The 21,796-nt window shown below is 70.2% G+C and carries 22 protein-coding genes; 3 read left to right on the forward strand and 19 right to left on the reverse strand.

All coding sequences use genetic code 11. The features are described 5' to 3' along the window. Positions 1-80: 80 nt before the first annotated feature. The gene (gene gshB / locus RISW2_RS00795) at positions 81-1,016 is read left to right on the forward strand and encodes a glutathione synthase (protein ID WP_043765294.1); all 936 of its coding nucleotides are present in this window, start codon (positions 81-83) and stop codon (positions 1,014-1,016) included. Beyond that, positions 1,013-1,909 carry an alpha/beta hydrolase fold domain-containing protein gene (locus RISW2_RS00800; RefSeq protein WP_043765296.1) on the forward strand — a complete coding sequence of 299 codons (897 nt, stop codon included), beginning with the start codon at positions 1,013-1,015 and terminating at the stop codon, positions 1,907-1,909. The genes gshB and RISW2_RS00800 overlap by 4 nt, the downstream gene beginning before the upstream one ends. Here RISW2_RS00800 and RISW2_RS00805 read toward each other — a convergent pair. The 13 genes from RISW2_RS00805 to RISW2_RS00865 all read right to left on the reverse strand — a co-directional run bounded on the left by RISW2_RS00805 (position 1,879) and on the right by RISW2_RS00865 (position 14,144). Further along, complete coding sequence (locus RISW2_RS00805) at positions 1,879-3,393, reverse strand: YifB family Mg chelatase-like AAA ATPase (protein WP_043765298.1); 1,515 nt, start codon at positions 3,391-3,393, stop codon at positions 1,879-1,881. The genes RISW2_RS00800 and RISW2_RS00805 overlap by 31 nt on opposite strands. Before the next feature lie 79 nt (positions 3,394-3,472). Beyond that, positions 3,473-3,967, reverse strand: a complete 495-nt coding sequence (locus tag RISW2_RS00810) for a prepilin peptidase (RefSeq protein ID WP_043765300.1) — start codon at positions 3,965-3,967, stop codon at positions 3,473-3,475. A gap of 7 nt (positions 3,968-3,974) precedes the next feature. Continuing rightward, on the reverse strand, positions 3,975-4,832 hold the full coding sequence (locus RISW2_RS00815; RefSeq protein WP_043765302.1) for a tetratricopeptide repeat protein: 858 nt from the start codon (positions 4,830-4,832) through the stop codon (positions 3,975-3,977). Positions 4,833-4,863: 31 nt separating this feature from the next. Beyond that, positions 4,864-5,424, reverse strand: coding sequence for a tetratricopeptide repeat protein (locus RISW2_RS00820; RefSeq protein ID WP_043765304.1), 561 nt, complete (start codon positions 5,422-5,424; stop codon positions 4,864-4,866). A 22-nt stretch (positions 5,425-5,446) separates the two neighbouring features. Then, positions 5,447-6,415: a type II secretion system F family protein gene (locus RISW2_RS00825; RefSeq protein WP_043765306.1), complete on the reverse strand. Its 969-nt coding sequence runs from the start codon at positions 6,413-6,415 to the stop codon at positions 5,447-5,449. Positions 6,416-6,424: 9 nt separating this feature from the next. After that, positions 6,425-7,387, reverse strand: a complete 963-nt coding sequence (locus RISW2_RS00830; RefSeq protein WP_043765308.1) for a type II secretion system F family protein — start codon at positions 7,385-7,387, stop codon at positions 6,425-6,427. A 6-nt stretch (positions 7,388-7,393) separates the two neighbouring features. Next, entirely contained in the window at positions 7,394-8,842 is a 1,449-nt protein-coding gene (locus RISW2_RS00835) for a TadA family conjugal transfer-associated ATPase (RefSeq protein WP_043765310.1), read from the reverse strand. 16 nt (positions 8,843-8,858) lie between these two features. Next, complete coding sequence (locus RISW2_RS00840) at positions 8,859-10,121, reverse strand: CpaE/TadZ family protein (protein WP_051491703.1); 1,263 nt, start codon at positions 10,119-10,121, stop codon at positions 8,859-8,861. A 221-nt stretch (positions 10,122-10,342) separates the two neighbouring features. Continuing rightward, on the reverse strand, positions 10,343-10,999 hold the full coding sequence (locus RISW2_RS00845) for an OmpA family protein (protein ID WP_051491705.1): 657 nt from the start codon (positions 10,997-10,999) through the stop codon (positions 10,343-10,345). Positions 11,000-11,010: 11 nt separating this feature from the next. After that, positions 11,011-12,426: a type II and III secretion system protein family protein gene (locus tag RISW2_RS00850; RefSeq protein WP_043765311.1), complete on the reverse strand. Its 1,416-nt coding sequence runs from the start codon at positions 12,424-12,426 to the stop codon at positions 11,011-11,013. A 186-nt stretch (positions 12,427-12,612) separates the two neighbouring features. After that, positions 12,613-13,470, reverse strand: coding sequence for a Flp pilus assembly protein CpaB (gene cpaB, locus RISW2_RS00855; RefSeq protein WP_043765314.1), 858 nt, complete (start codon positions 13,468-13,470; stop codon positions 12,613-12,615). A gap of 103 nt (positions 13,471-13,573) precedes the next feature. Then, a complete protein-coding gene (locus tag RISW2_RS00860; protein ID WP_043765316.1) occupies positions 13,574-13,774 on the reverse strand; it encodes a Flp family type IVb pilin in 201 nt (66 codons plus the stop codon). A gap of 169 nt (positions 13,775-13,943) precedes the next feature. After that, complete coding sequence (locus tag RISW2_RS00865) at positions 13,944-14,144, reverse strand: Flp family type IVb pilin (protein WP_043765318.1); 201 nt, start codon at positions 14,142-14,144, stop codon at positions 13,944-13,946. A gap of 344 nt (positions 14,145-14,488) precedes the next feature. On the opposite strand from RISW2_RS00865, the gene RISW2_RS00870 reads away from it, so the two are divergent. Beyond that, the gene (locus tag RISW2_RS00870) at positions 14,489-15,349 is read left to right on the forward strand and encodes a lytic transglycosylase domain-containing protein (protein ID WP_051491707.1); all 861 of its coding nucleotides are present in this window, start codon (positions 14,489-14,491) and stop codon (positions 15,347-15,349) included. On the opposite strand, the gene RISW2_RS00875 is transcribed toward RISW2_RS00870, so the two are convergent. From RISW2_RS00875 to RISW2_RS00900, 6 genes are all read right to left on the reverse strand, one after another. Beyond that, the gene (locus tag RISW2_RS00875; protein ID WP_043765493.1) at positions 15,346-16,767 is read right to left on the reverse strand and encodes an FAD-binding oxidoreductase; all 1,422 of its coding nucleotides are present in this window, start codon (positions 16,765-16,767) and stop codon (positions 15,346-15,348) included. The two genes, RISW2_RS00870 and RISW2_RS00875, sit on opposite strands and share 4 nt — an antisense overlap. Before the next feature lie 88 nt (positions 16,768-16,855). Continuing rightward, positions 16,856-17,683: an MBL fold metallo-hydrolase gene (locus tag RISW2_RS00880; protein ID WP_043765320.1), complete on the reverse strand. Its 828-nt coding sequence runs from the start codon at positions 17,681-17,683 to the stop codon at positions 16,856-16,858. A 179-nt stretch (positions 17,684-17,862) separates the two neighbouring features. Next, the gene (locus tag RISW2_RS00885; RefSeq protein WP_043765322.1) at positions 17,863-18,447 is read right to left on the reverse strand and encodes a GNAT family N-acetyltransferase; all 585 of its coding nucleotides are present in this window, start codon (positions 18,445-18,447) and stop codon (positions 17,863-17,865) included. Continuing rightward, entirely contained in the window at positions 18,447-19,709 is a 1,263-nt protein-coding gene (locus RISW2_RS00890) for a M16 family metallopeptidase (RefSeq protein WP_043765324.1), read from the reverse strand. The genes RISW2_RS00885 and RISW2_RS00890 overlap by 1 nt, the downstream gene beginning before the upstream one ends. Beyond that, complete coding sequence (thrC, locus tag RISW2_RS00895) at positions 19,706-21,097, reverse strand: threonine synthase (RefSeq protein ID WP_043765326.1); 1,392 nt, start codon at positions 21,095-21,097, stop codon at positions 19,706-19,708. Before thrC ends, RISW2_RS00890 begins: the two co-directional genes overlap by 4 nt. Beyond that, positions 21,094-21,783, reverse strand: coding sequence for an SURF1 family protein (locus tag RISW2_RS00900; RefSeq protein WP_043765328.1), 690 nt, complete (start codon positions 21,781-21,783; stop codon positions 21,094-21,096). The genes thrC and RISW2_RS00900 overlap by 4 nt, the downstream gene beginning before the upstream one ends. Between the last annotated feature and the right edge of the window lie 13 nt (positions 21,784-21,796).

The following is a 21,796-nucleotide window of genomic DNA, read 5'->3' on the forward strand; positions in this document are numbered from 1 at the left end:
CACCTGCCTCCCGCCGGCGCGCCATTGCCTCCGCCTGGCGCTTGCCCCATCTATGGGCGCGTCCAAGCGCGAGGAGCCCCATGAAGATCGCCTTCCAGATGGACCCGATCGGTCCGGTCGACATCGACGCCGACACCACCTTCCGGCTGGCCGAGGCGGCGCAGGCCCGCGGTCACGAGCTGTTCTACTACACCCCCGACCACCTCGCCTACGAGGAGGGGCGCATCACCGCGCGCGGGCAGGACCTGCGGGTGCGCCGGGTGAAGGGCGACCATGCCGAGCTGGGCGAGATGCGGCAGGTGGACCTCGCCGAGTTCGACGTCGTGTGGCTGCGGCAGGACCCGCCCTTCGACATGCACTACATCACCACGACGCACCTGCTCGAGCGGCTGGGGCCGCGGACGATGGTGGTCAACGACCCGTTCTGGGTGCGCAACTCGCCCGAGAAGCTGCTCGTGCTGAACTTCCCCGAGCTGACGCCGCCCACCGCGATCGCGCGCGACCTCGCGACGCTGCGCGCTTTCCGCGAGCGGCACGGGGACATCATCCTGAAGCCGCTCTACGGCAACGGCGGCGCGGGCGTCTTCAAGCTGGCGCAGGGCGACGGCAACCTGTCCTCGCTGCACGAGATGTTCACCGGGTTCTCTCGCGAGCCGCTCATCGCGCAGAAATACCTGCCCGACGTCTCGAAGGGCGACAAGCGCGTGCTGCTGGTCGACGGCAAGCCCGTCGGCGCGATCAACCGCGTGCCCGCGAAGGGCGAGGTGCGGTCGAACATGCATGTGGGCGGCCGCCCCGAGAAGGCGACGCTGACCGACCGCGACCGCGAGATCTGCGCGGCGATCGGGCCGGTGCTGCACGAGAAGGGGCAGGTGCTGGTGGGCATCGACGTGATCGGCGACTGGCTGACCGAGATCAACGTCACCTCGCCCACGGGCGTGCAGGAACTCGAACGGTTCGACGGCGTTGACGTGGCAGGCGCGGTCTGGGACGCGATCGAGGCAAAACGACGATGAGCTGGCAGTCCAGGATGGTCGGGTTCCACCTGCGGTTTCTCCTGAAACCGTGGCTGGCGCGGCTCGATGATCCCGGACGCTTCGCCGGCGACGTGGACGCGCTGAGCCTGCTGCTGCGCCGGCCGCCGTTCCTGCGCCGGGTCAGCCGGCCCGACGGCCTCACCTGGATCTCGGCCGGCAAGACGCGTCGCGACGCCGTTATCCTCTATTTCCACGGCGGGGCCTACGTGGCCGGCAGTCCCGAAGGCTATGCCGGCCCGCTCGGCAACCTCTCGCGGCTCTCGGGCATCGAGGTCTGCGCGCCGCGCTACCGGCTCGCGACCGAGGCGCCGTTCCCTGCCGCCTACCGTGACGCGGTGCGCGCCTGGCGGCGGCTCCGGCGGCTGGGCTACCGCCCCGAGAACATCGTGATCGGGGGCGATTCCGCCGGCGGCGGCCTCGCGCTCGCGCTGCTGTCGCGGCTTTGCTGCCGCGGCGCGCCGCCGCGCGCGGCCTTCGCCTTTTCGCCCTGGACCGACCTCGCCCTGACCGGGCGCAGCCTCTACGAGAACCGCGAGGCGGACGTGATGCTGCCGGTCGGGCGCATGGAGGAGGTGGTGGAGCTCTACCTCGGCGACGCGCCGCGCCGCGACCCGCGCGCCTCGCCGCTCTACGGCCGCTTTCCCGGCTGCCCGCCGATCCTGCTGCAATACGGCGAGGACGAGATCCTGCGCGACGATTCGCGCCGCATGGCGGACCGGCTGCGCGGCTTCGGCGCCACGGTGACCGAGGACGCCCTGCCGGACGTGCCGCATGTCTGGCAGCTGATGGACGGCTGGCTGCCCGAGGCGCGCGCGAGCCTCGAGCGCACGGCGGCCTTCGTTCAGGGCTCGTTCGAGGCGACGAGCCGGTAACCCAGCGCCTCGGCCACGTGCGCGCGCCGCACGCCGTCGCAGCCGGCGAGGTCCGCGATGGTCCGCGCCACCCGCAGCACCCGGTGATAGCCCCGCGCCGAGAGCCCCAGCCGGTCCGCTGCCCGGTCGAGCAGCGCGCGGCCACCCGCATCGGGCGTGGCGATGCGGTCGAGGAGCGCACCCTCGGCATCGGCATTGGTGCGGGCCTGCGCGTCGGGGCCGAAGCGGTCCGTCTGGACCGCGCGCGCAGCCGCCACGCGGGCCGCGACGCGGGCGGAGGGCTCGCCGGCCGCCGCCGCGTGCAGGTCGGTGAAGGCCACGGGCGGCACCTCGACCCTCAGGTCGAAGCGGTCCATGAGCGGTCCCGAGATGCGGCCGAGATATTCCGCCCCGCAGGCCGGCGCGCGCGGGCAGGCGCGGTCGGCCTCTGCCATGTGGCCGCAGCGGCAGGGGTTCGCGGCCGCCACAAGCAGGAACCGGCAGGGATAGCGGAACCGGGCCGAGGCACGGGACACCACCACCGTGCCGGTCTCGATGGGCTGGCGCAGCGTCTCGAGCACCTGCCGGGGAAATTCCGGGAACTCGTCCATGAAGAGGACGCCGTTATGCGCGAGGCTGATCTCGCCCGGCTGGGCGGTGCGCCCGCCGCCGATGATGGCGGCGGGGCTCGCGGTGTGGTGCGGTTCGCGGAAGGGCCGGTCGCGCGACAGCCCGCCCGCGTCGAGCAGCCCGGCGAGCGAGTGGATCATCGAGGTCTCGAGCGCCTCGGCCGGGGAGAGCGGCGGCAGGATGCCGGGCAGCCGCGCGGCGAGCATCGACTTGCCCGAACCCGGGGCGCCCACGAGGATCAGGTGATGCCGGCCCGCCGCGGCGATCTCGAGCGCGCGCTTGGCGCGTTCCTGCCCCTTCACGTCCGCGAGGTCGCGCGCCTCGCGGGACGCGCGCACCTCGCCCGCCGCGCAGGAGGGCAGCACCGACTGACCCGAGAGGTGCTGCACCGCCTGCAGGAGCGTCTCGGCCCCGATCACGTCGCAGGCCTCGACCCAGGCCGCCTCGGCGCCCGAGGCCCGCGGGCAGACCAGCGCGCGGTCCTCGGCCGCCGCCGCCATGGCCGCGGGCAGGGCGCCCGGCACCGGCACGAGCGTGCCGTCGAGGGACATCTCGCCGATCGCCACCGTGCCTGCGACCGCGTCACGCGGCAGCACGTCGAGCGCGGCGAGGAGCGCCAGCGCGATCGGCAGGTCGAAATGCGAGCCTTCCTTGCGCATGTCCGCGGGCGAGAGGTTGATGGTGATGCGCTTCGACGGCAGTGCCACAGACATGGCCGAAAGTGCCGCCCGCACGCGGTCGCGGGCCTCGGTCACCGCCTTGTCGGGCAGTCCCACGATGGAGAAGGCCGGCATGCCGGCGGTCACCGCGCACTGCACCTCGACAAGGCGCGCCTCGACCCCCTCGAAGGCGACGGAATCGGCATGCGCGACCAACGGCACCTCCGGTCCTGTTCCGGGGCAGCGTTGCGCGCGCAAGGTTAGCGCGAGGTTAAAGAAGGTTACCGGGCGCCGGTCAGCGCCCGTAGAGCGCCCCCGCCGAGAGGTAGAGCATGAGCGTGCCGCCGAGCGCGAGGCCCATGGGAAAGCGCGTGCCGGAGGACCAGCTCTTCCACCCGGGCGCGAGGCGCACGAGGGGCGTCGCCCGCACCGCGCGGTGCCCGATGACGGCCGCGAGCAGCGTCGCGGCGAAGAGCGCCATCAGGAAGCGCAGGTCGCCCAGATGCACGAAGGGGGCGGCGGCGGCGAGGAACTTGGCGTCGCCCGCGCCCATGACCCCGCCCGCGTTCAGTGCGATCCCCGCCGCGAGCACCGCCGCGAGGTGGGTGAAGCGCCAGAGATAGGCGTCGAGCGGCAGCGCGACCGGGCCGGCGATCAGGAAGACCGCGAAGAGGAGGCCCACCGCGCGGTTCGTGATCTTCATCCACGCCATGTCCGTCCACGCCACGTAGAGGCAGATCGGCACCACGAACGGCAGGAACCAGCGCGCCGAGGACGCGAGGATGTCCATGGCGTCCTCAGTTCACGGTGGTGGCGTTCAGCGCGTCGAGGCTGCGGGCCGCGGCCTCGAAATGTTGGGGATGGGTCTCGAGCGCGTCCTCGAGAAGGCCCTTGCCGATCGAGACGTCGCCACGCTTGATCGCCGAGAGCCCGAGCGTGTGCAGAAGCTCCGCGCGTTCGACCTGCGTCATCGGGATCACCGGCAGGGCGTAATTGCCCTGCGCGCCGCGCGCGAGCATCAGGTTGTTCTTGGCGGTGAACATGTCGGCATCCTGGCGGATCGCGTCCGAGAACAGCCGCTCGGCCTCGGAATAGCTGCCGCGGGTAAGCTTGGAAAAGCCCCAGTTGTTGAGGACGCCCGCGGGCGTGGTCGTCAGACCCACCGCGATCTCGTAGAAGCTGTCCGCCTTGGCCCAGTTCTCGGAATAGTCGGCGATCATCGCCTCGAGCCGGTAGCGCTCGAACGTCTCGTGGGTGGGCGGGATGGCGTTCAGCACCTCCTGCGCGCGGGTCCAGTCGCCGGTGCGGATCAGCGCGTCGGCGAGCGACACGCGGTCGTCGTTGCCGGCCTCGGGGTGCGCGGCGACGCGCTGCCAGATCGGCACCGCCTCGGTCACCCGCTTCGCGCGCACGAGCGACGTGGCGAGGCCGCGCTGGAATTCCAGGCGCTCGGGTTCGTCCTGCGCGGATCTTTGGAAGTAGCGCACCGCCTCTTCGGGATCGGCGGCCTTCAGCATCACGTCGTTCAGGCCGGTGCCGTCGATGGCGTTGACGCCCTGGAAGGCGCGGTCGACTTCTTCTCCGGTGGGGCCGCCGCAGGCGGACAGACCGAATGCGCCCGCGATGCAGGCGACGGCAAGGATGGGGTGGCGCATTTGCTGCGTCCTTCGCTGCTCGCGGCTCGCGTCAACCCCCGGTCTGGATCAGGTAGTCCCCGGTGCCTCGTCGCACGAGCCTGTAATCTTCTGCCTCTGCGGCATCGTACCCGGTATTGTCGAGTTTTGCGAGCGTCAGGCGCAGATTGTCGCGGATTGCGTCACTTCTGCCATTGTCGAGCGCGTAGGCCTTGCGGAAGATCTCGGAAGCCTCGGCGGTCTTGCCGCGCTCGACGAGCACCACGCCGAGATTGTTCCAGACCGCGGGCGAGGCCGCCTCGGTCTTGACTGCGCGGCGCAGCAGGTCCTCGGCCTGGTTCAGCCGGCCAAGCGCCAGGTTGGCCGAGCCGATGGCGCTCAGCACCTCGCCGTCGAGCCCGCGGTCGAAGGCCGCCCGCTGGAACGCCTCGAGCGCCAGTTCGTGTTCGCCCGCGTCCATCAGGCGGTGCCCGACGAGCAGCCCGTCCACGGGCGTGCCGCGCCGGTCGATCGAGGGCGCGAACAGGCGATCCCCGGATTCGGAGAATTCGTCCCGCGCACAGGCGGCGGCAGCGAGGGCGAGAAGGAAGAGGGCCAGCCGGCTGGGCCGCATGGGTGGGGTCGTCTTTCGTCTGCTATTGCCCCAGCGACATGATGCCCACCACCGAGGGGCCGACAAGGATGATCAGGAGCGGCGGCACCGTGAGCATCATTGTGGTCAAAGTCATCTTGGTCGGCAACTTGTTTGCCTTCTCCTCGGCGCGCATCACGCGCTTGTCACGCATCTCGGACGCGTAGACCCGGAGCGCGTCCGCCACCGAGGTGCCGAAGGTCGCGGACTGGTTCAGCACGCTAACGAAGGACGACACGTCCTGCACGCCGCAACGCTCGGACATGTCGTTCAGCACCGACGAGCGGTCCTTGCCGGCCTTCATCTCGTAGCTCACGAGCTGGAACTCGTCGGCGAGGTTCGGGTAGGACGGGCGCAGCTCGCGCGCGAGGCGGACGATCGACTGGTCCATGGACTGCCCGGCTTCGACGCAGACGAGCATCATGTCGAGCGCGTCGGGAAAGCCGTCCTGGATCTCCTGCGTGCGCTCCTCGACACGGCGCGTGACCCAGTATTTCGGCGCCATGTAGCCCACGACGCCGGGACCGAGCACGTACATGATCGTCTGCTGCATGGTGGCGGCATCGCCCGAGATGAACAGCATGTAGTAGACGAGGCCGGCACCGAGGAGCCCGATCGCAAGCGCGAACTGCAGGAAGTAGTAGACCTGCACCGCCTCCTTGCTGCGGTAGCCCGCCTGCAGCAGCTTCAGCCGCACGTCCGACAGCTCCTTGGCGTCCTGCGGCTCGAGGAACTGGGCGTAGCGGTTGAGCTTCTCGTTCTTGTTCTTCTCGCGCAGGACCGCGCGCGTCTCCTTCTCGACGCGGGCGCGCGCGTCGTGCGCGAGCCGGTCGAGCGGATCGGGTTTCGATCCGATCATCAGCGGGATCGCCGCGAGCATCAGCAGCAGACCCAGCCCCGCGACGGCGATGAGCGGACCGGCCGGGCCCAGCAGGTCGACCAGCAGGACGTTCAGTTGGGACAGGATTTCCATGCCGGAACCTCAGACCTTGATGTTCGTGAGTATCTTCATGACGAAGAGGTTCAGCGTCAGGAGGATGGCGACGACGAAGCAGGCCGGGATGAACAGCGGGTGGTCGATCACCTCGTCGTAGTAGTGCGGGTCGGTGACCTGGATCACGATGAGCGCACCCACCGGGAAGCCCGACAGGAACTTGCCCGACCATTGCGCCTCGGCGGTGATCGCCTTGACCTTGCGGAAGAGGCGGAAGCGCGCGCGGATCACCTTGGCGAGGCCCTCGAGGATCTCGGCCAGGTTGCCGCCCGATTGCTGCTGGATCGTCACGGCGACGGCGAGAAAGCGCAGGTCCTGCATGTCGAGCCGCTCGGCCATGTGCCGCAGCGCCTCGCCGATGTCGCGGCCATAGGCGCTTTCGTCCGCGATGACGCCGAACTCGGTGGCGAGCGGGTCCTTGATCTCCTTCGACACGATCGAGATCGCGGACGAGAACGGGTGCCCGACCCGGAGGCTGCGCACCATCAGCTCGACCGCGTCCGGCAGCTGTTCCTCGATCATCGCCAGCCGCTTCTTGGCCTTGAAGTTGATCCAGGCGAAGACGCCGCCGACGCCGAAGCCGACCCCGAGCAGCAGCCGCACCGGCAGAGACGCCTCGGTGCCCACGCTGAGGGCCACGAAGGCCGCGACCGACACGGCGACCATCAGCATGATCAGCTGGCGCGGGGTGAAGGCGAGCGCCGCCTTCTGCGCGCGGTCTGCGAGCAGCGAGTAGAGAGGCACCGACCTGCTGTCGAGATGCTGGTCCATCTCCTTGCGCAGCTTGGCGAGCACCTCGTCCCGCCGCGAGCCCTTGTCGAGCATCTGCAGGCGGCGGTTCACCTTGGAATTGAGGCTGATCGACTTGCCGAAGGCGACGAGGTAGACGCCCTCCACCAGCACGAGCACGCCCACGAAGATCAGGCCGTAGATGATGATTTCGGCGCTCATGGCAGCTCAGTCTCCGCGGAAGGGTTCGTAGATCGACGGCGGCAGGTCGTAGCCCCACATCTTGAAGCGTTCGGCGTAGTGGCTGCGCACGCCCGTCGCGGTGAAATGGCCGATGATCTTGTTGTCCGGCGTCAGCCCCACGCGCTGGAAGCGGAAGATCTCCTGCATCGAGATGACCTCGCCCTCCATGCCGGTGATCTCGGTGATCGAGGTCATGCGCCGCGAGCCGTCCTGCAGGCGGCTGGCCTGCACGATGAGGTTGACCGCGCTCGAGATCTGGCTGCGCATGGCCTTGAGCGGCATCTCGATCCCGGCCATGGCGATCATGTTCTCGAGACGGCTGATGCCGTCGCGGGCGGAGTTCGCGTGGATCGTGGTCATCGACCCGTCATGGCCGGTGTTCATGGCCTGCAGCATGTCGATGACCTCCTCGCCGCGGGTCTCGCCCACGATGATGCGGTCGGGGCGCATCCGCAGCGCGTTCTTGAGGCAGTCGCGCGGCGTCACCGCGCCCTTGCCCTCGACGTTCGGCGGGCGGCTTTCCATGCGCCCCACATGCGTCTGCTGGAGCTGCAGTTCCGCGGTGTCCTCGATGGTCAGGATGCGCTCGCTGTCGTCGATGAAGGAGGAGAGCGCGTTGAGCGTGGTGGTCTTGCCCGAACCGGTACCGCCCGAAACGATCACGTTCAGCCGGCAGGCGACGGCCGCCTGCAGGTAGACCGCCATCTCCTCGGTGAAGGCGCCGAAGCGCACGAGGTCGTCGATCCCGAGCTTGTCCTTCTTGAACTTCCGGATCGACACGAGGCTGCCGTCCACCGCGATCGGCGGCACCATGGCGTTGAAGCGCGACCCGTCCGCCAGCCGCGCGTCCACGTAGGGGTTCGATTCGTCGACGCGGCGGCCCACGGCGGACACGATCTTGTCGATGATCCGCATCAGGTGGCGTTCGTCCTTGAACTGGACGTCCGACAGGCGGAGCTTGCCGTTCTGTTCGATGAAGATCTGGTGCGGCCCGTTCACCAGGATGTCCGACACCGTGTCGTCCTTGAGCAACGGTTCGAGGGGGCCGAGGCCCTTCACCTCGTCGTAGAGCTCCTGGTTGAGCGTCTGGCGTTCGTCACGGTTGAGGACGATCGCCTTTTCCTGCAGCGTCTCCTGCGCGATGGCCGAGATCTCGGCGCGCAGGTCGGCCTCCGTCGCCTGGTCGAGCGCGGCGAGGTTCAGGTTGTCGAGCAGCGCGCGGTGCAGTTCGAGCTTGATCTCCTGCAGCCGCTCGCGGCGCTTCTTCTCCTTGTCCTGCGGCGCGGCCTTTGCCGGGATCGTCTTGACCTGCGGCTTGCGGGACGCGGCGCCGGCGGCGCGTTCCAGCACCGGGGCGGGCTCTGCCGCCGGTCGCGCGGCGGGTGCTGCGACCGGAACCGGGTCGGCCTTCTGCTTCTTGTACCGTGAAAACATGGGTCACTTTTTCCTGTTACGCCGCGTCGGCGTCCGAGAGACCGACGCGGTAGAGCGACTGCGCCAGCTTCGCGATCTCGCGGCGCAGCGGGTTCTTGGCGGCCTGGCTGGCAAGCGGCAGGCCGTGATCGCAGGACTGCGACACCTGCCGCCCTCCGTCGGGGAGCTGCAGGTCGAGCGTGATCCCGAGGCTTTCGGCCATGCGCTTGGCCCGGCTCTTGCCCTGCAGGTCGGTGAAGCGCGGCGCGCGGTTCAGCACGAAGCGCAGCTTGTCGAACGGCAGGTCCTCCGATTGCAGCGCGCGCTTGAGACGGATCGTGTTCTGCGCCGAGCGCATGTCGAGCTCGATCAGCGCAAAGAACACCTGCGCGGCGTTCAGGACCGTCTCGGACCAGTGGACCACCGCCTGCGGCATGTCGACGACGACGAAATCGTAATGCTCGCGCGCGATGTTCAGCAGCTTCTGGACGTCGTCCGGCCCCACCATGTCGAGCGGCAGCAGGTCGGGCGGCGCGGTCAGCACGTGCAGCTTCTCGTCGAAGATGGCGAGCGCCTGCGCGAAGACCTCGGCATCGACCGATTCGACGTCCGACAGGAGCTCCATCACGGCCTCGCGCCGCGACAGGTCGAGATAGGTCGAGACCGATCCGAACTGCAGCCCGAGATCGAGCAGGCAGACGCGCGGCGGCTTGTCCTTGCTGACGGTGGCGAGCTCCCACGCGAGGTTGACGGCAAAGGTGGTGGCGCCGATCCCGCCGGCCATGCCCTGCACGGCGATCACCACGCCGTCGCCGCCCGAGGTCAGCTTGACCCGGTTGCGCCGGTCGACCGGCGCCGGGGGCTGGGCGCCCTCGGCCACGACCTGCGGCAGCGGGCGGCGCAGCCGGTCGACCGCCGCGGCCAGCTCGCCCTCGGGCAGGGGATAGGGCACGAACTCGTCCGCGCCGCTGCGCAGGAGCTGGTGCAGCGCCGCGGGGCTCACGTCCTCGGCGATGAGCACCACCTTGATGCCGCGCGCCCGGGCGGCGGCAATCAGCCGCGCGAGCCGCTCGAGGTCGTGCTCGTCGGTGTCGTCGATGGCGATCGCCACGAATTCCAGCGTCTCCGCCTCGGGTTGCTGCAGGAAGGTCTCGGCCTCGGAAAAGCCGAGGTCACCCCAGGCCTCGCCTAGGAGCGTCTCCATGTCCTCGATCAGCAGATCGAAGAGCTGCACGTCGCGGCTGACGGTGCAGGCGCGCAGGGGCGCCTGTTCCGCGGGCTGGGCCATGCTGGTTGCCATGTGCCTCGAATCCTCTCGCTTTCTGTCGCGTCGGGTCGGTCGGCCCGCATTGGCCAGAAGGGCCGGGCGGGCCGCGATCCGGCCCCGTCGCGCCGGCGCCGCGGGGTGCGGACATGCCGGGACTTGGAGCGAGAAGTCGCAGCCAAAGGGGGCAACATTTGGACGAAAAAACCGTAATTGTACGGTCTCGCCGCACGATCACGCGCGGCGTCGGGCGCTCTCTACTCGGCGGTGAGCGTGCTCGAATCGAGCGTCGATTTCTGCGCGGCGCTCTGCACGTAGTCGCGGTAGACGATGGCGGCATAGCGGCCGTCGAGCACCTGGCTGTGCGACTGCACGAAACCCGAGACCTCGGTCACGGTGCGCCGGTTGCGCCGCTCGCGGCCCTCGGTGACGATGAGCGGCTGGGTCTCGCCCTCGGATACCACCGCCTCGAGCCGGTTGAGGTTGACGCCCTGCGTCGACAGGAAATGCACGACCGCCTGCGCGCGGCGCAACCCGAGGGCGCGGTTGTAGGCTGCCGAACCCACGAGGTCGGTATGCCCGTAGACGCGGAAGCGCACCTCGGGGAACTGCCGGATCCAGTGCGCCTGTTGCGCCAGGACCTGCTGCGCGGTGGCATCGAGCGCGGCGGAGTTGAAGGCGAAGGTGACGGTGCTCTCGACCTCGGCGGCAAAGCGGCGGGCGAGGCTGTAGGTGTACTGGCGTTCCCCCGACATCACCGCGACGTTGGTCTGCGTCGCGACGCCGAAGTCGTCCGCATCGAAGAGCGATCCCGCCTCGCGGTGGAACTGCGTGTAGACGGGGTCGTGCCCCGCCTCCTGGCAGCCGGTGACGACCGTCAGGGCGGCCAAGGCGGTGCAGATGCGAAGGGACATGCGACCGTTCCTCAGTCCATCACGTAGCCGTAGGAGCCGTTGAAGTCCTGCTTGGCGACCTCGCCCACGGCGCCGCGCTGCACGCGCGTGCCGGCCTGGGTGCGGCCGTAGAGAAAGAGGTCCTTCTCGGTCGGCGGGCGGACGCGGTCGGTCGGCAGGGCCAGCGCCTCGCCGCGCGTGGGCGTGACGAGGTGCGGGGTCACGATGATGACCAGCTCGGACTGCTCGCGGGCATATTCGGCGCTGCGGAAGAGCGCGCCCAGGACCGGCACGTCGCCGAGCCACGGCACCTGGCCGTTCACGTCGCGGAAGTCGTCCTGCAGGAGTCCGGCGATGGCGAAGCTCTCGCCGTCGCGCATCTCGACCGTGGTCTGCGCCTCGCGGCGCGAGAAGCCGTCGATCTGAATGTTGCCGAGCGAGACGCCCGAGGTCGGATCGATCGACGAGACCGCGGTGCGCAGCTCGAGGTTGATCAGGTCGCCGTCGACCACCCGGGGGACGAAGTTCAGCTCGATCCCGAACGGCTTGAACTCGACCGAGATGTTGCCCTCGTCCTGGGCCACGGGCACGGGATACTCGCCACCCGCGAGGAACCGCGCCTCCTGGCCGGAGAGGGCGGTGAGGTTGGGCTCGGCCAGCATGCGCACGAGGCCCTTCTGCTCGAATGCCTCGAGCAGGATGCCGACCTCGAGGCCGCCCATGTCGAAGCCGAGGATGGCGGCGCCTGCGGTCTCGCCCGCGGGCGTCACCGGCTGGCCGAGCGCGTTGTCGCCGCTCAGCCAGGTCCCGGTCTCCGACGCGACGCCGAGATCGCCGCCAAGGAGGTCGCCCGCCACCGACAGCGACGAGCGCAGCGCCTTCGACACAGAGCGCTGCATCTCGGCGAAACGGACCTTGAGCATCACCTGCTGGACGCCGCCCACGGTCATCAGGTTCGACACCCGCTCGGGCGCGTAGCGCTGGGCGAGGCTCAGCGCGCGGTCGAGCTTCTGCGCCGAGGAGACGGTGCCCGACAGCACGATGCCGTCGTTGGCGGTGCGGACCTCGATGTTCTCGCCGGGCAGGATCTGCTGCAGGCGCTCCTTGAACTCGGTCACGTCCGCCGCGACGCGCACGTCCACGTTCGAGATGAGCCGGCCGCTTTCGTCGAGAATCGTCAGGGTGGTGGTGCCGGGCGCCTTGCCCAGGACGTAGATGGTCCGGTCGGACAGCGAGGAGATGTCGGCGATGGCGGCGTTGGCGATGGACAGCTCGGCGAAGGGGACGTCGCTCTCGACCACCACCGCGCGGTTCATCGGCACGGTCAGCGCGCGTCCCACGGAGCCCTGCACGACGCGCAGCGTCTCGGCCTGGGCGGGGGCATGCGGAAACGCCATTGCGAGCGCCATCCCCGCGACGGCGGCCCGCAGAAACCTGTCGATGTACATGTGACCTGCCTTTCCGATCACGCCTCTGGTGCAGATCTTCCGCCTGCATTGGTCGCAGCCTGTGCGACTTCGGTATTTTTTGCAACAATCAACGCAGTCCGGGCCGGAACTTATGTGGATAACCGGCAACAGACAGCCCGGCGCCGGGCCGGGCTGTCCGTCATCCGCCGTGGCGGCGCGGTGCCGTCAGTTCGTGCAGGGGATCGGCAGGTCGTGCACCTCGGAGCCGCGCCGGGTGCGGATCGTGCAGACCTCGGGTTGTTGCGGCTTGGGGGCCTCCTGGCGTTCGACGATGCCGAGCAGCGCACGCTGGTCGACTTCCACGACCTCCGCGATGGTGTCGTCCGTCGCCGACATGAGCGACAGCGACAGCCGGCCGGTGGACTGCGCCTGCGCCAGCGCCGCGATCTGCTGGGGCGTCGCGGCCACGGTCACGGTGCGCGCGATCGTGGTGTCGGTGCTGTCGTAGTTCGCCATCTGGTCGATGGCGATGAGCTCGATCCCCGTCTGGATGAGCCGCGTCACGTCGCCCTGCGGCATGCCCGGATCGGAACTGCGCACGCTGCCCGTCCAGTAGACGTCGACGCGGTCGCCCGGCCGCAGGAAGCCCGACACGCCCGTCGCGACGTCGACCCGCAGCGCGAAGGCGCGCTGCCCGCGCGACAGGCGCGAGGTCAGCCCGGCATCGCCGCCGGGTTCGCTGACCTTCAGCGTCATGAGCGCCTCGTTCTTCTCGATCTGGCGCAGCGCCACGCGGCGTGCCTCGCCCTCGGCGGCAAACGGGCGCTCCGCATCGAAATATCCCTCGGGAAGCACGTCCAGGGGCCAGGCCGTCAGCCGCACGTCCTCGGCCGCGATGGTCTCGCCGTAGGCGATGGCGCGGGTCGCCACGTAGATTTCCTTGACCGGAACCGCGTCGGCGGTCTTGGCCCGCTCTTCCTGCAGCGCGGTCTCGTAGGCGCCGATATAGGTGTTGGCCATGTAGACAGCGATGCCCCCCAGCCCGAGGCCGACGATCAGCACCAGTCCGAATACCAGTCTCATGGTTCTGGCCCTCCATAAACATCTGCATGCCGGACCGCGTCTGTGCGGGCCGGCCTCGTCGCGTTACACGTCGTCGGGATTTGCGCGCCCCGTCGCGTCCTGTTCAGTCGCCAGCTGCCGAGGGCGTGGCGTCCTGCCGTGCGTCGATGCTGGTGGATGCGGTCTCGACGAGGTCCATCGTCTGGCCGCCGAGGATCGTGTAGGCCGATATCGCCAGGCCGACGATCGCCGCGGTCAGGACAACCCAGTCCACCGTGACCGCGCCATCCTGATCCTTCATGAAGGTCGTGATACGTTCAAACATCTGCACTGGCCTGCACACGTGCGACGGACGACTTGCGGCCGTCAGGCTGCCTTGGCCCCGGAGGGCGATGCGTCATCGCGACCGGGAACGGAAAATCACAAAGTGCCGGAGCTTCAGGCTGCGGGAAGGCCGGTGTCGGCCTTCCCGAGGCTGTTCGTGTCTGCGGCGATCAATCGTCGGCAGCTTCGATCGTTGCGGTCTCCTGGCCGTCCACGGCGGTGGCGGCGGTGCCAATCAGGTCGAGCGCCTGGCCCGAGATGCCGCCGTATGCGGCGATGGCGAGGCCGACGACGGCTGCGGTGAGAACGACCCAGTCGACCGTGACGGCGCCGTCTTCGTCCTTGCGGAAGGTCTTGATGAACTTGAGCATGTTTAGTCTCCGTGGATACCGATGTTACCAACCAACCGCGCCGGACCTTCGCTGGGCTCTCTCACTTCCCCGCCCGCTGCGGTATGACGCCAATTAGCCGGGGGATTCGGGCAGGAGTTTGGCCGGATCGCGCCGATTTTGCAGTTAACGTTAATTTCGCGAAGTCCCCCCAAGCCGTTGATCCACGGACGCAATCGCCGCACCGCGCGCCGCGGGCAGGCCACGGGACCCGCGCCCATGTGGCCGACATGTCGCCCTCGGCAGCAGGTTCGGACGCCGGTCTTTGTGCAGGAGTGTCCCTGTGGCATGCTCCCCGGACAAAGAGACAGAGGCAGAGCAGGCCCATGATCTTCCGACCGGTCCTCGGTGCCGCGCTTGCCGCGGCGCTGGTCACGGGTGTTCCCGCGCCTCCCGTCGCGGCCGAGGTCGCGCGCGTCATCGCCAATTCCTCCGCCCGCTTCGTCAAGCCGCCCGGCTCCGGCACGGCCAAGCGCATCACCGTGACGATCGCCCCCCGCGACAATCCCGCCGTCCTGCCGCCGCCCGAGAAGCCCGCGCCGGTCGAGCGCACCGCCGCGACCGTGGCGCCCAAGCAGCCCGCGGGGGCCGCCACGGGCCGCTACGCCTGGTACTGGGACGTGATCGCGCCCGGTTTTGACGGCGCGGGGCCGGGGCGGCTCGAGCCCGCGCTCGCCGGTCTCCGGCAGGGTCCGGCGGGCGGCACCGTCGCCGCCCCGCGGCTCCAGGCTCTGCAGGACATGGCACGCGCCCACGGCGCCCACATCCTGCGCGAGAGCGTCGGCACCGACGTCTCGCCCGCATTGGCGCTTGCGGTCATGGCGGTCGAATCGGGGGGCCGCGCCGATGCGGTCAGCAGCGCCGGCGCGCAGGGCCTCATGCAGCTCATGCCCGGCACCGCCAGGCGGTTCGGCGTCAGCGACAGCTTCGACCCGGCGCAGAGCATCGCCGGCGGCGTCGCCTTCCTCGACTTCCTGATGAAGAAGTTCGACGGCGACCCGCTCTTCGTGATCGCGGGCTACAACGCGGGCGAGAACTCCATCGCGCCGAACGCGGGCGTGCCGCCCTACGCCGAGACGCGCGACTACGTGCCCAAGGTCCTCGCGGCCTTCGAGGTGGCCAAGGGGCTCTGCCGCACGCCGCCCATGTTCCTCTCGGACGGCTGCGTCTTCCACGGCATGAACTAGGATGCGCGCAGGACGGCGCCCGGGTTCATGATGCCCATCGGGTCGAGCGCCGCCTTGATCGCCCGCATCGCGCCGAGCTTGGCCGGATCCTGGTAGCGTTCGAGGTCGTCGACCTTGAGCCGCCCGATGCCGTGCTCGGCGCTGACCGATCCGCCCATCTCGTGCACGAGGTCGTGGACCGTGCGCTTGATGGCGTCGCGGCGATGCTCGTGGTCCGCGCGTGTCGCGCCCGGCGCGGGAAAGACGTTGTAGTGCAGGTTCCCGTCGCCCACGTGGCCGAAGCAGTTCACCCGGAACGCGCCGAGCCGCGCGAGCCGCGCGATCCCCTCGGGGATGAAGTCCGGGATGGCGGAGAGCGGCACCGAGATGTCGTGCGAGGACACCGCGCCAATCTTGCGGTTGGCCTCGGGGATGCGTTCGCGGATCTCCCAGAAATCCCGCGCCTGCGCCTCGGACTGCGCGACGAGCCCGTCCGTGACGAGCCCGGCCTCGGAGGCCTCGGCGAAGAGCGTCTCGAGCGCCGCGGCCGGGTCGAGCCCGCGGGCCAGGCCCACCTCGATCAGCACCGACCAGTCGGGCGGCGTCGCGAAGGGCTGGCGCACCTCCGGCAGCACCTCGGCGAGGAAGTCGTAGCCGGTGCGCCCCATGATCTCGAACGCGCTCACGCCCTCGCCCAGCTGGTCGCGCGCCAGCGCGAGCAGCGACAGCGCCGCGCGCGGATCCCGCACCACGAGGAGCGCGGTGCCGGTGGCGGCCGGCTGCGGAAAGAGCCGCAGGCTCGCCGCGGTGATGAAGCCGAGCGTGCCCTCGGCCCCGATCAGGAGGCTGCGCAGGTCGTAGCCGGTATTGTCCTTCCGCAGCCGCCGGAGCCCGTGCCAGATCTCGCCCGAGGGCAGCACCGCCTCGAGCCCGAGGCAGAGCTCGCGCGCATTGCCGTAGCGCAGCACGTTCACCCCGCCCGCGTTCGTCGACAGGAGCCCCCCGATCCGCGCCGAGCCTTCCGAGGCGAGCGAGAGCGGAAAGAGCCGCCCGGCCGCGCGCGCCGCGTCCTGGACGTCGGCCAGGATGGCACCGGCCTCGGCCACCAGCACGTTCTCCTCGGCCCAGGTGCCGCGGATCGCGGTCATGCGCTCGAGCGAGACGAGCAGCGGCGCCGCCGCACCCCCGGGCATGATCTGTCCGCCGACGAGCCCCGTGCCGCCGCCATAGGGCACAAGGCCCACGCCAGCCCGCGCGGCGTGGCGGACGATCGTCGCCACCTCTTCAGCGCCGCGCGGCAGCGCCACGCCCGCGACCGCCCCCTGCCAGCGGCCGCGCGGCTCCTCGAGAAAGCGCGGCTCGGGCGGGCGGAGCGTGTCGTCGGGCAGCGCGGCGGCGAGGGTGTCGAGAAAGGTCTGGTCGGCGGAGGCGAGCGTCATGGTCTGGCGGGTCCCGGTCATCGTCTGGGCTGCAGACCTAGCCCGGCTCGACCGGCGACCCAAGGCGTTTCCGCGGCCGCGCGGCCGCTCAGCCGTCGGTCAGCCATTCGGGGTCGAGCACCATGACCGTTCGCCGCGCGGGCAGGGTGGCGAGCGAGACCTCGAGGGACGAGGTGCCGGGCCGCTCGACCGCCCAGACCTCGGACACGCCGTCGAGGAAATCCTCGAGCGCATAGGGCGAGAACCAGTGCATGGGGATCACCACCGACGCGCGCAGCCGCTCGACCACGCGGATCATGGCCTCGCGCGACATGGTGTAGCCGCCGTCGACCGGCACCATGACCACGTCGAGCCGCCCGAGCGCCGCGTATTGCGCGTCGCTCGGCTCCTGGTGCAGGTGCCCCAGGTGCCCGATGCAGAGCCCCGCCATCTCGAAGACGAAGATCGAGTTGCCGCGCTCCTCGACCCCGCCATAGGCCGAGCGGATGTCGGTCGACACGTTCCGCACCAGCACCTCGCCCAGGTCGAGATGGTGGTCGATCCCCGCCCCGAACGTTTCCCCCCATCCCGGCAGGACATGCGGGATCGCCGGATCGGGATGGGCGGTCCAGTGGGTGGAATGGGCGTGGTTCATGGTCACGAGGTCGGGGATCATCGCCGTGTTGCCGATGAAGCCGGTGAAGTCGGTGACGATGTTCATGCCTCCCTCCGTGCGCAGCAGGAAGGACGCGTGGTTGATGTAGCGGATGCGCACCGTGTGGGCCGGCAGCGGCGCCTGCCAGCTCGCCGCCACCACGTGCTCCATGCCCGGGCGCGCGTCCGCCACCGCGATGCAATGGCTCGGCCGGCGCTCCTGCGCGGCGGCGGGCAGCGCCAGGGCGGCGGCGAGGACAAGGGCGATCGCGGCTCGGAACATGGGGACACCTCCGGTTCCCGCCGAGGCTAGCAACCGCCCGCCCGCCGCACCGCATCACAATGCCGTGTCGCGCGGCAAAGAGTGCCGGGGTCTCCCGTCCTGCCTTCTTCTTGGGAAAAATATCCCGGGAGCGCGAGGGCAGCGCCCTCGCCTCGGACCTCGGGCCTCGGGCTGCGGACCTAGCCCACCTGGGTGCGCCCGCGCCGGTCGATCCGCAGCGCCGCGTAGAGGACATGCGTCCGCCAGCGGCCGTTGATCTGCAGGTAGCTCTGCGCCACGCCCTCGTACTTGAATCCCGAGCGCTCGAGCAGCCCGCGGGACGCCACGTTCTCGGGCAGGCACGCCGCCTCGATCCGGCTCAGGTCCATGCGCTCGAAGGCGTGATGCACCAGCGCCTCGATCGCCTCGTGCATGTAGCCCTGCCGGGCATGCGGCAGTCCCACCCAGTAGCCGAGCGTGCCGGCCTGCGCGGGCCCGCGGCGCACGTTGTCGAGCGTGATCGCGCCCAGCAGCGCCTCGTCTGTGCGCCGGAACAGGAACAGCGGCACGGCGCTGCCCGCCGCGATCGACCGGTTGGCCCAGTAGACGCGGTTGGTGAAGGCGCGGCGCGACAGGTGGTCGTGCGACCAGGTGGGCTCCCACGGCTTCAGGAACGCCTCGCTCCGAGCCCGCAGCGACGTCCACGCGGTGAAGTCGGCATGCGTCGGCGCGCGCAGCGACAGTCGCTCCGTCTCGATGCGGAAACGCCGGCGCAGGCCGAGCATCAGGCGATCCGGCGTGCCGCGAGCGTGTCGAGCGAGGGCGCGCGCGACACCGGGCCGTAGAGCGCGAGCGCCGCGCGGGCCTCGGCTGCCGTGTGCTCGGCAAAGCTGCGCACGTCGGCGTCGGTCACCGCGTCGATCCTCTCCACCGTGGCCTCGATCGTCGGCACGCTGCCCCAGATCTGCAGCATCCGCGCCGAGCGCTCGGCGCGCGCGGAGGGGCTCTCGAGCCCCATGAGCAGCCCGGCCTTCATCTGCGCGCGCGCGCGGGCGACCTCGGCGGGGCTCAGGTCCGCGGCCGCGCGCTTCATCTCGTCGATCACGAGATGCGCGAGATCGCCCACCTCCTCGCCCGAGGTGCCGGCATAGATCGTCGTCGCGCCGGTATCCGCGTAGGCGCCCGATTGCGCGAAGATCGTGTAGCAGAGCCCGCGGTTCTCGCGGATCTCCTGGAACAGCCGCGAGGACATGCCGCCGCCGAGCGCGGTCGAGTAGATCTGCGCGGCGTAGAACGCCGGGTCGCGGTAACCCGGCGCCTCGAAGGCCAGCGCGAGATGCGCCTGCTCGAGCGTCTTCTGCCGCCGCACCTCGCCGCCGTGGAACCGCGCGGGCAGGGCCCGGTCGGCGTCGCGCGGCGCGAGGTCGCCGAAGAGCGCCTCCGCCTGCGCCACGATGCGGTCGTGGTCGACCGCGCCCGCGGCCGACAGGATCATCTGGTCGGGCCCGTAATGCTCGCGCACGAACGCGGCGAGGTCGTCGCGGGAAAAGCCCGTCACGCGCGCCGCCTCGCCGAGGATGGTGCGGCCGATGGGCTGGTCGGGATAGCAGGTCTCCTGCAGCCAGTCGAAGATGATGTCGTCCGGCGTGTCGAGCGTCTGTCCGATCTCCTGCAGGATCACGTGGCGCTCGGTCTCGATCTCCTTCGGGTCGAAGACGGGGTTCCGCAGGATGTCGGCGATCACGTCGAGCGCGAGGCCGGTATCGGCCTCGAGCACGCGGGCGTAATAGGCCGTCACCTCGCGCGAGGTATAGGCGTTGATGTAGCCGCCCACATCCTCGATCTCCTCGGCGATGCGGAGCGCGGACCGCGTCGCGGTGCCCTTGAAGGCCATGTGCTCGAGGAAATGTGCCACGCCGTTCTGCTCGGGCCGTTCGTGCCGCCCGCCGGCGGTCACCCAGATGCCGAGCGCCGCGGATTTCAGTCCCGGCATGCGCTCGGTCACGATGCGGAAGCCGTTGGAAAGGGTGGCAGTCTGGACAGTCACTTGCGGATACGCTCCCTGATGAGGGTCTCGAGGGCGGAAAGGTCGTTCTCGGCGCGCGTGATGCGCTCGGGCCGGGCGAAAAGGTCGGCCATGCGCTCGGGCAGGGCGGGGCGGAGCCCCGTCGCGGCCTCGACCGCGTCGGGGAACTTCGCCGGATGGGCGGTGGCGAGCGTGACCATGGGCACGGCCGGGTCGCGCTGCTCCTCGGCCACCTTCACGCCCACGGCGCTGTGCGGGCAGAGCAGCTCGCCCATCTGCGCATGGGCGCGCGCGATCATGGCCGAGGTCTCCTCCTCCGACACGCGTCCGCTCGCGAAATGCTCCCGCAGCGCCTGGAGCGCGCCCTGGCTGATGGCGAAGCCGCCGCCGGTTTTCAGCTCGTCCATGAGCTGCGCCACCGCGCCGCCGTCGCGGCCATAGGCGTCGAAGAGCGCGCGCTCGAAGTTCGAGCTGACCTGGATGTCCATGGAGGGCGAGATCGACGGGGCGACGGTGCCGGTGCGGTAGTCGCCCCCGGTCATCGCGCGGTGCAGGATGTCGTTCTGGTTCGTGGCGATCACCAGCCGCGCGATCGGCAGGCCCATGCGGCGGGCGATGTAGCCTGCGAAGATGTCGCCGAAATTGCCGGTGGGCACGGTGAAGCTGACCGCCCGGTCGGGCGCCCCGAGCGACACCGCCGCGCTGAAGAAGTAGACCACCTGCGCCAGGACGCGCGCCCAGTTGATCGAGTTCACGCCGGCCAGCCGGACCTCGTCGCGGAAGCCGAAATCGTTGAACATGTCCTTGAGCCGCGCCTGCGCGTCGTCGAAATGCCCGTCGATGGCCACCGCGTGCACGTTGGTCTCGTCGGGCGTCGTCATCTGGCGGCGCTGGACCTCGGACACCCTCCCGTGCGGGTAGAGGATGAAGACGTCCACCGCGTCGAGCCCGCGGAAGGCCTCGATCGCCGCCGACCCGGTGTCGCCCGACGTGGCGCCGACGATCGTCACCCGCGTGCCGCGCCGCGTCAGCGCCTCCTCGAAGAACTGCCCGATGAGCTGCATCGCGAAGTCCTTGAAGGCGAGCGTCGGCCCGTGGAACAGCTCGAGCAGGAAATGCCCGGGCGCGAGCTGCACGAGCGGCGCGCGCGCGCCATGGCCGAAGGGCGCGTAGGCCCGGGCGATCAGGTCGCCCAGCGTCGCGTCGTCGAAGGTGTCGCCGAGGAAGGGGCGCATCACGCGGAACGCGGTCTCCTCGTAGCTCAGCCCGTGCAGCGCGCGGATGTCGCCCGCCGACATCTGCGGTACGCTCTCGGGAACGTAGAGCCCGCCGTCGCGCGCCAGGCCCGACAGCATCGCCTCCTCGAACGAGAGAGCCGGGGCGCGGCCCCGCGTCGAGACGTATTTCATGCCCTTGTTTCCTTGGCGAAATGTCCGCGCCGGATCCAGATCGCCGCCATCCCGAGCCAGATGAGCGCGAGCGAGAACCAGGTGATCGCGTATTGCAGGTGGTCGTTCGGAATGCCCACCGCCGAGACCGGCAGCGGCACGAGGCCGGGCGCCTGCGGCGTCTCCGTCCTGACCACGACGAGCAGCGGCTCGGTCCCGAGCGCCTCCGCCATGGCGGCGACGTCGCGGGCGAACCAGATGTTGTCCGAGAGGTCGTTCTCGGGAGTGAAGCCGCCGCGTTCCTCGGGCCAGTGCAGGTTGCCGGTGATGCGCGTCGCGCCGATGCGGCGGGGCGCCGCCTTGGCCTCGGTCGGCACGAAGCCGCGGTCGAGAAGCACGCGCCGCCCGTCCTCGGTCTCGAACGGCGCGATGATGCGGTAGCCCGCGCCCTGCTGCTTGCGGCTGACGAGCACGTGCAGCTCGCCCGGCGCGATCGTGCCCCGGGCCGCCACCGGCAGGTAGCGGTCGGCCTCGGGATCGGCGGCACCGGGGGCGGGCAGGGGCACCGGGTCGGCCGTGATCGTGGTCTCGATCTCGGTCAGGATGCCGCGCTTCCACTCGAGCCGCTGGACCTGCCAGATGCCGAGCGCGACGAGGATCGCGGCGCCGACGAGGCCGATCAGAAGGGGGGCGGCGAGGCGTTTCAAGAGGGCTCCGTCC

The sequence above is a fragment of the Roseivivax isoporae LMG 25204 genome, assembly GCF_000521865.1.
Classification (GTDB): Bacteria; Pseudomonadota; Alphaproteobacteria; order Rhodobacterales; family Rhodobacteraceae; genus Roseivivax; species Roseivivax isoporae.

Coding starts and splice junctions, on each gene's coding strand:
- gshB (WP_043765294.1), top strand. CDS start 81: ATGAAGATCGCCTTCCAGATGGACCCGATCGGTCCGGTCGACATCGAC.
- RISW2_RS00800 (WP_043765296.1), top strand. CDS start 1,013: ATGAGCTGGCAGTCCAGGATGGTCGGGTTCCACCTGCGGTTTCTCCTG.
- RISW2_RS00810 (WP_043765300.1), bottom strand. CDS start 3,967: ATGGACATCCTCGCGTCCTCGGCGCGCTGGTTCCTGCCGTTCGTGGTG.
- RISW2_RS00815 (WP_043765302.1), bottom strand. CDS start 4,832: ATGCGCCACCCCATCCTTGCCGTCGCCTGCATCGCGGGCGCATTCGGT.
- RISW2_RS00820 (WP_043765304.1), bottom strand. CDS start 5,424: ATGCGGCCCAGCCGGCTGGCCCTCTTCCTTCTCGCCCTCGCTGCCGCC.
- RISW2_RS00825 (WP_043765306.1), bottom strand. CDS start 6,415: ATGGAAATCCTGTCCCAACTGAACGTCCTGCTGGTCGACCTGCTGGGC.
- RISW2_RS00830 (WP_043765308.1), bottom strand. CDS start 7,387: ATGAGCGCCGAAATCATCATCTACGGCCTGATCTTCGTGGGCGTGCTC.
- RISW2_RS00835 (WP_043765310.1), bottom strand. CDS start 8,842: ATGTTTTCACGGTACAAGAAGCAGAAGGCCGACCCGGTTCCGGTCGCA.
- RISW2_RS00840 (WP_051491703.1), bottom strand. CDS start 10,121: ATGGCAACCAGCATGGCCCAGCCCGCGGAACAGGCGCCCCTGCGCGCC.
- RISW2_RS00845 (WP_051491705.1), bottom strand. CDS start 10,999: ATGTCCCTTCGCATCTGCACCGCCTTGGCCGCCCTGACGGTCGTCACC.
- RISW2_RS00850 (WP_043765311.1), bottom strand. CDS start 12,426: ATGTACATCGACAGGTTTCTGCGGGCCGCCGTCGCGGGGATGGCGCTC.
- cpaB (WP_043765314.1), bottom strand. CDS start 13,470: ATGAGACTGGTATTCGGACTGGTGCTGATCGTCGGCCTCGGGCTGGGG.
- RISW2_RS00860 (WP_043765316.1), bottom strand. CDS start 13,774: ATGTTTGAACGTATCACGACCTTCATGAAGGATCAGGATGGCGCGGTC.
- RISW2_RS00865 (WP_043765318.1), bottom strand. CDS start 14,144: ATGCTCAAGTTCATCAAGACCTTCCGCAAGGACGAAGACGGCGCCGTC.
- RISW2_RS00870 (WP_051491707.1), top strand. CDS start 14,489: ATGATCTTCCGACCGGTCCTCGGTGCCGCGCTTGCCGCGGCGCTGGTC.
- RISW2_RS00875 (WP_043765493.1), bottom strand. CDS start 16,767: ATGACGCTCGCCTCCGCCGACCAGACCTTTCTCGACACCCTCGCCGCC.
- RISW2_RS00880 (WP_043765320.1), bottom strand. CDS start 17,683: ATGTTCCGAGCCGCGATCGCCCTTGTCCTCGCCGCCGCCCTGGCGCTG.
- RISW2_RS00885 (WP_043765322.1), bottom strand. CDS start 18,447: ATGCTCGGCCTGCGCCGGCGTTTCCGCATCGAGACGGAGCGACTGTCG.
- thrC (WP_043765326.1), bottom strand. CDS start 21,097: ATGAAATACGTCTCGACGCGGGGCCGCGCCCCGGCTCTCTCGTTCGAG.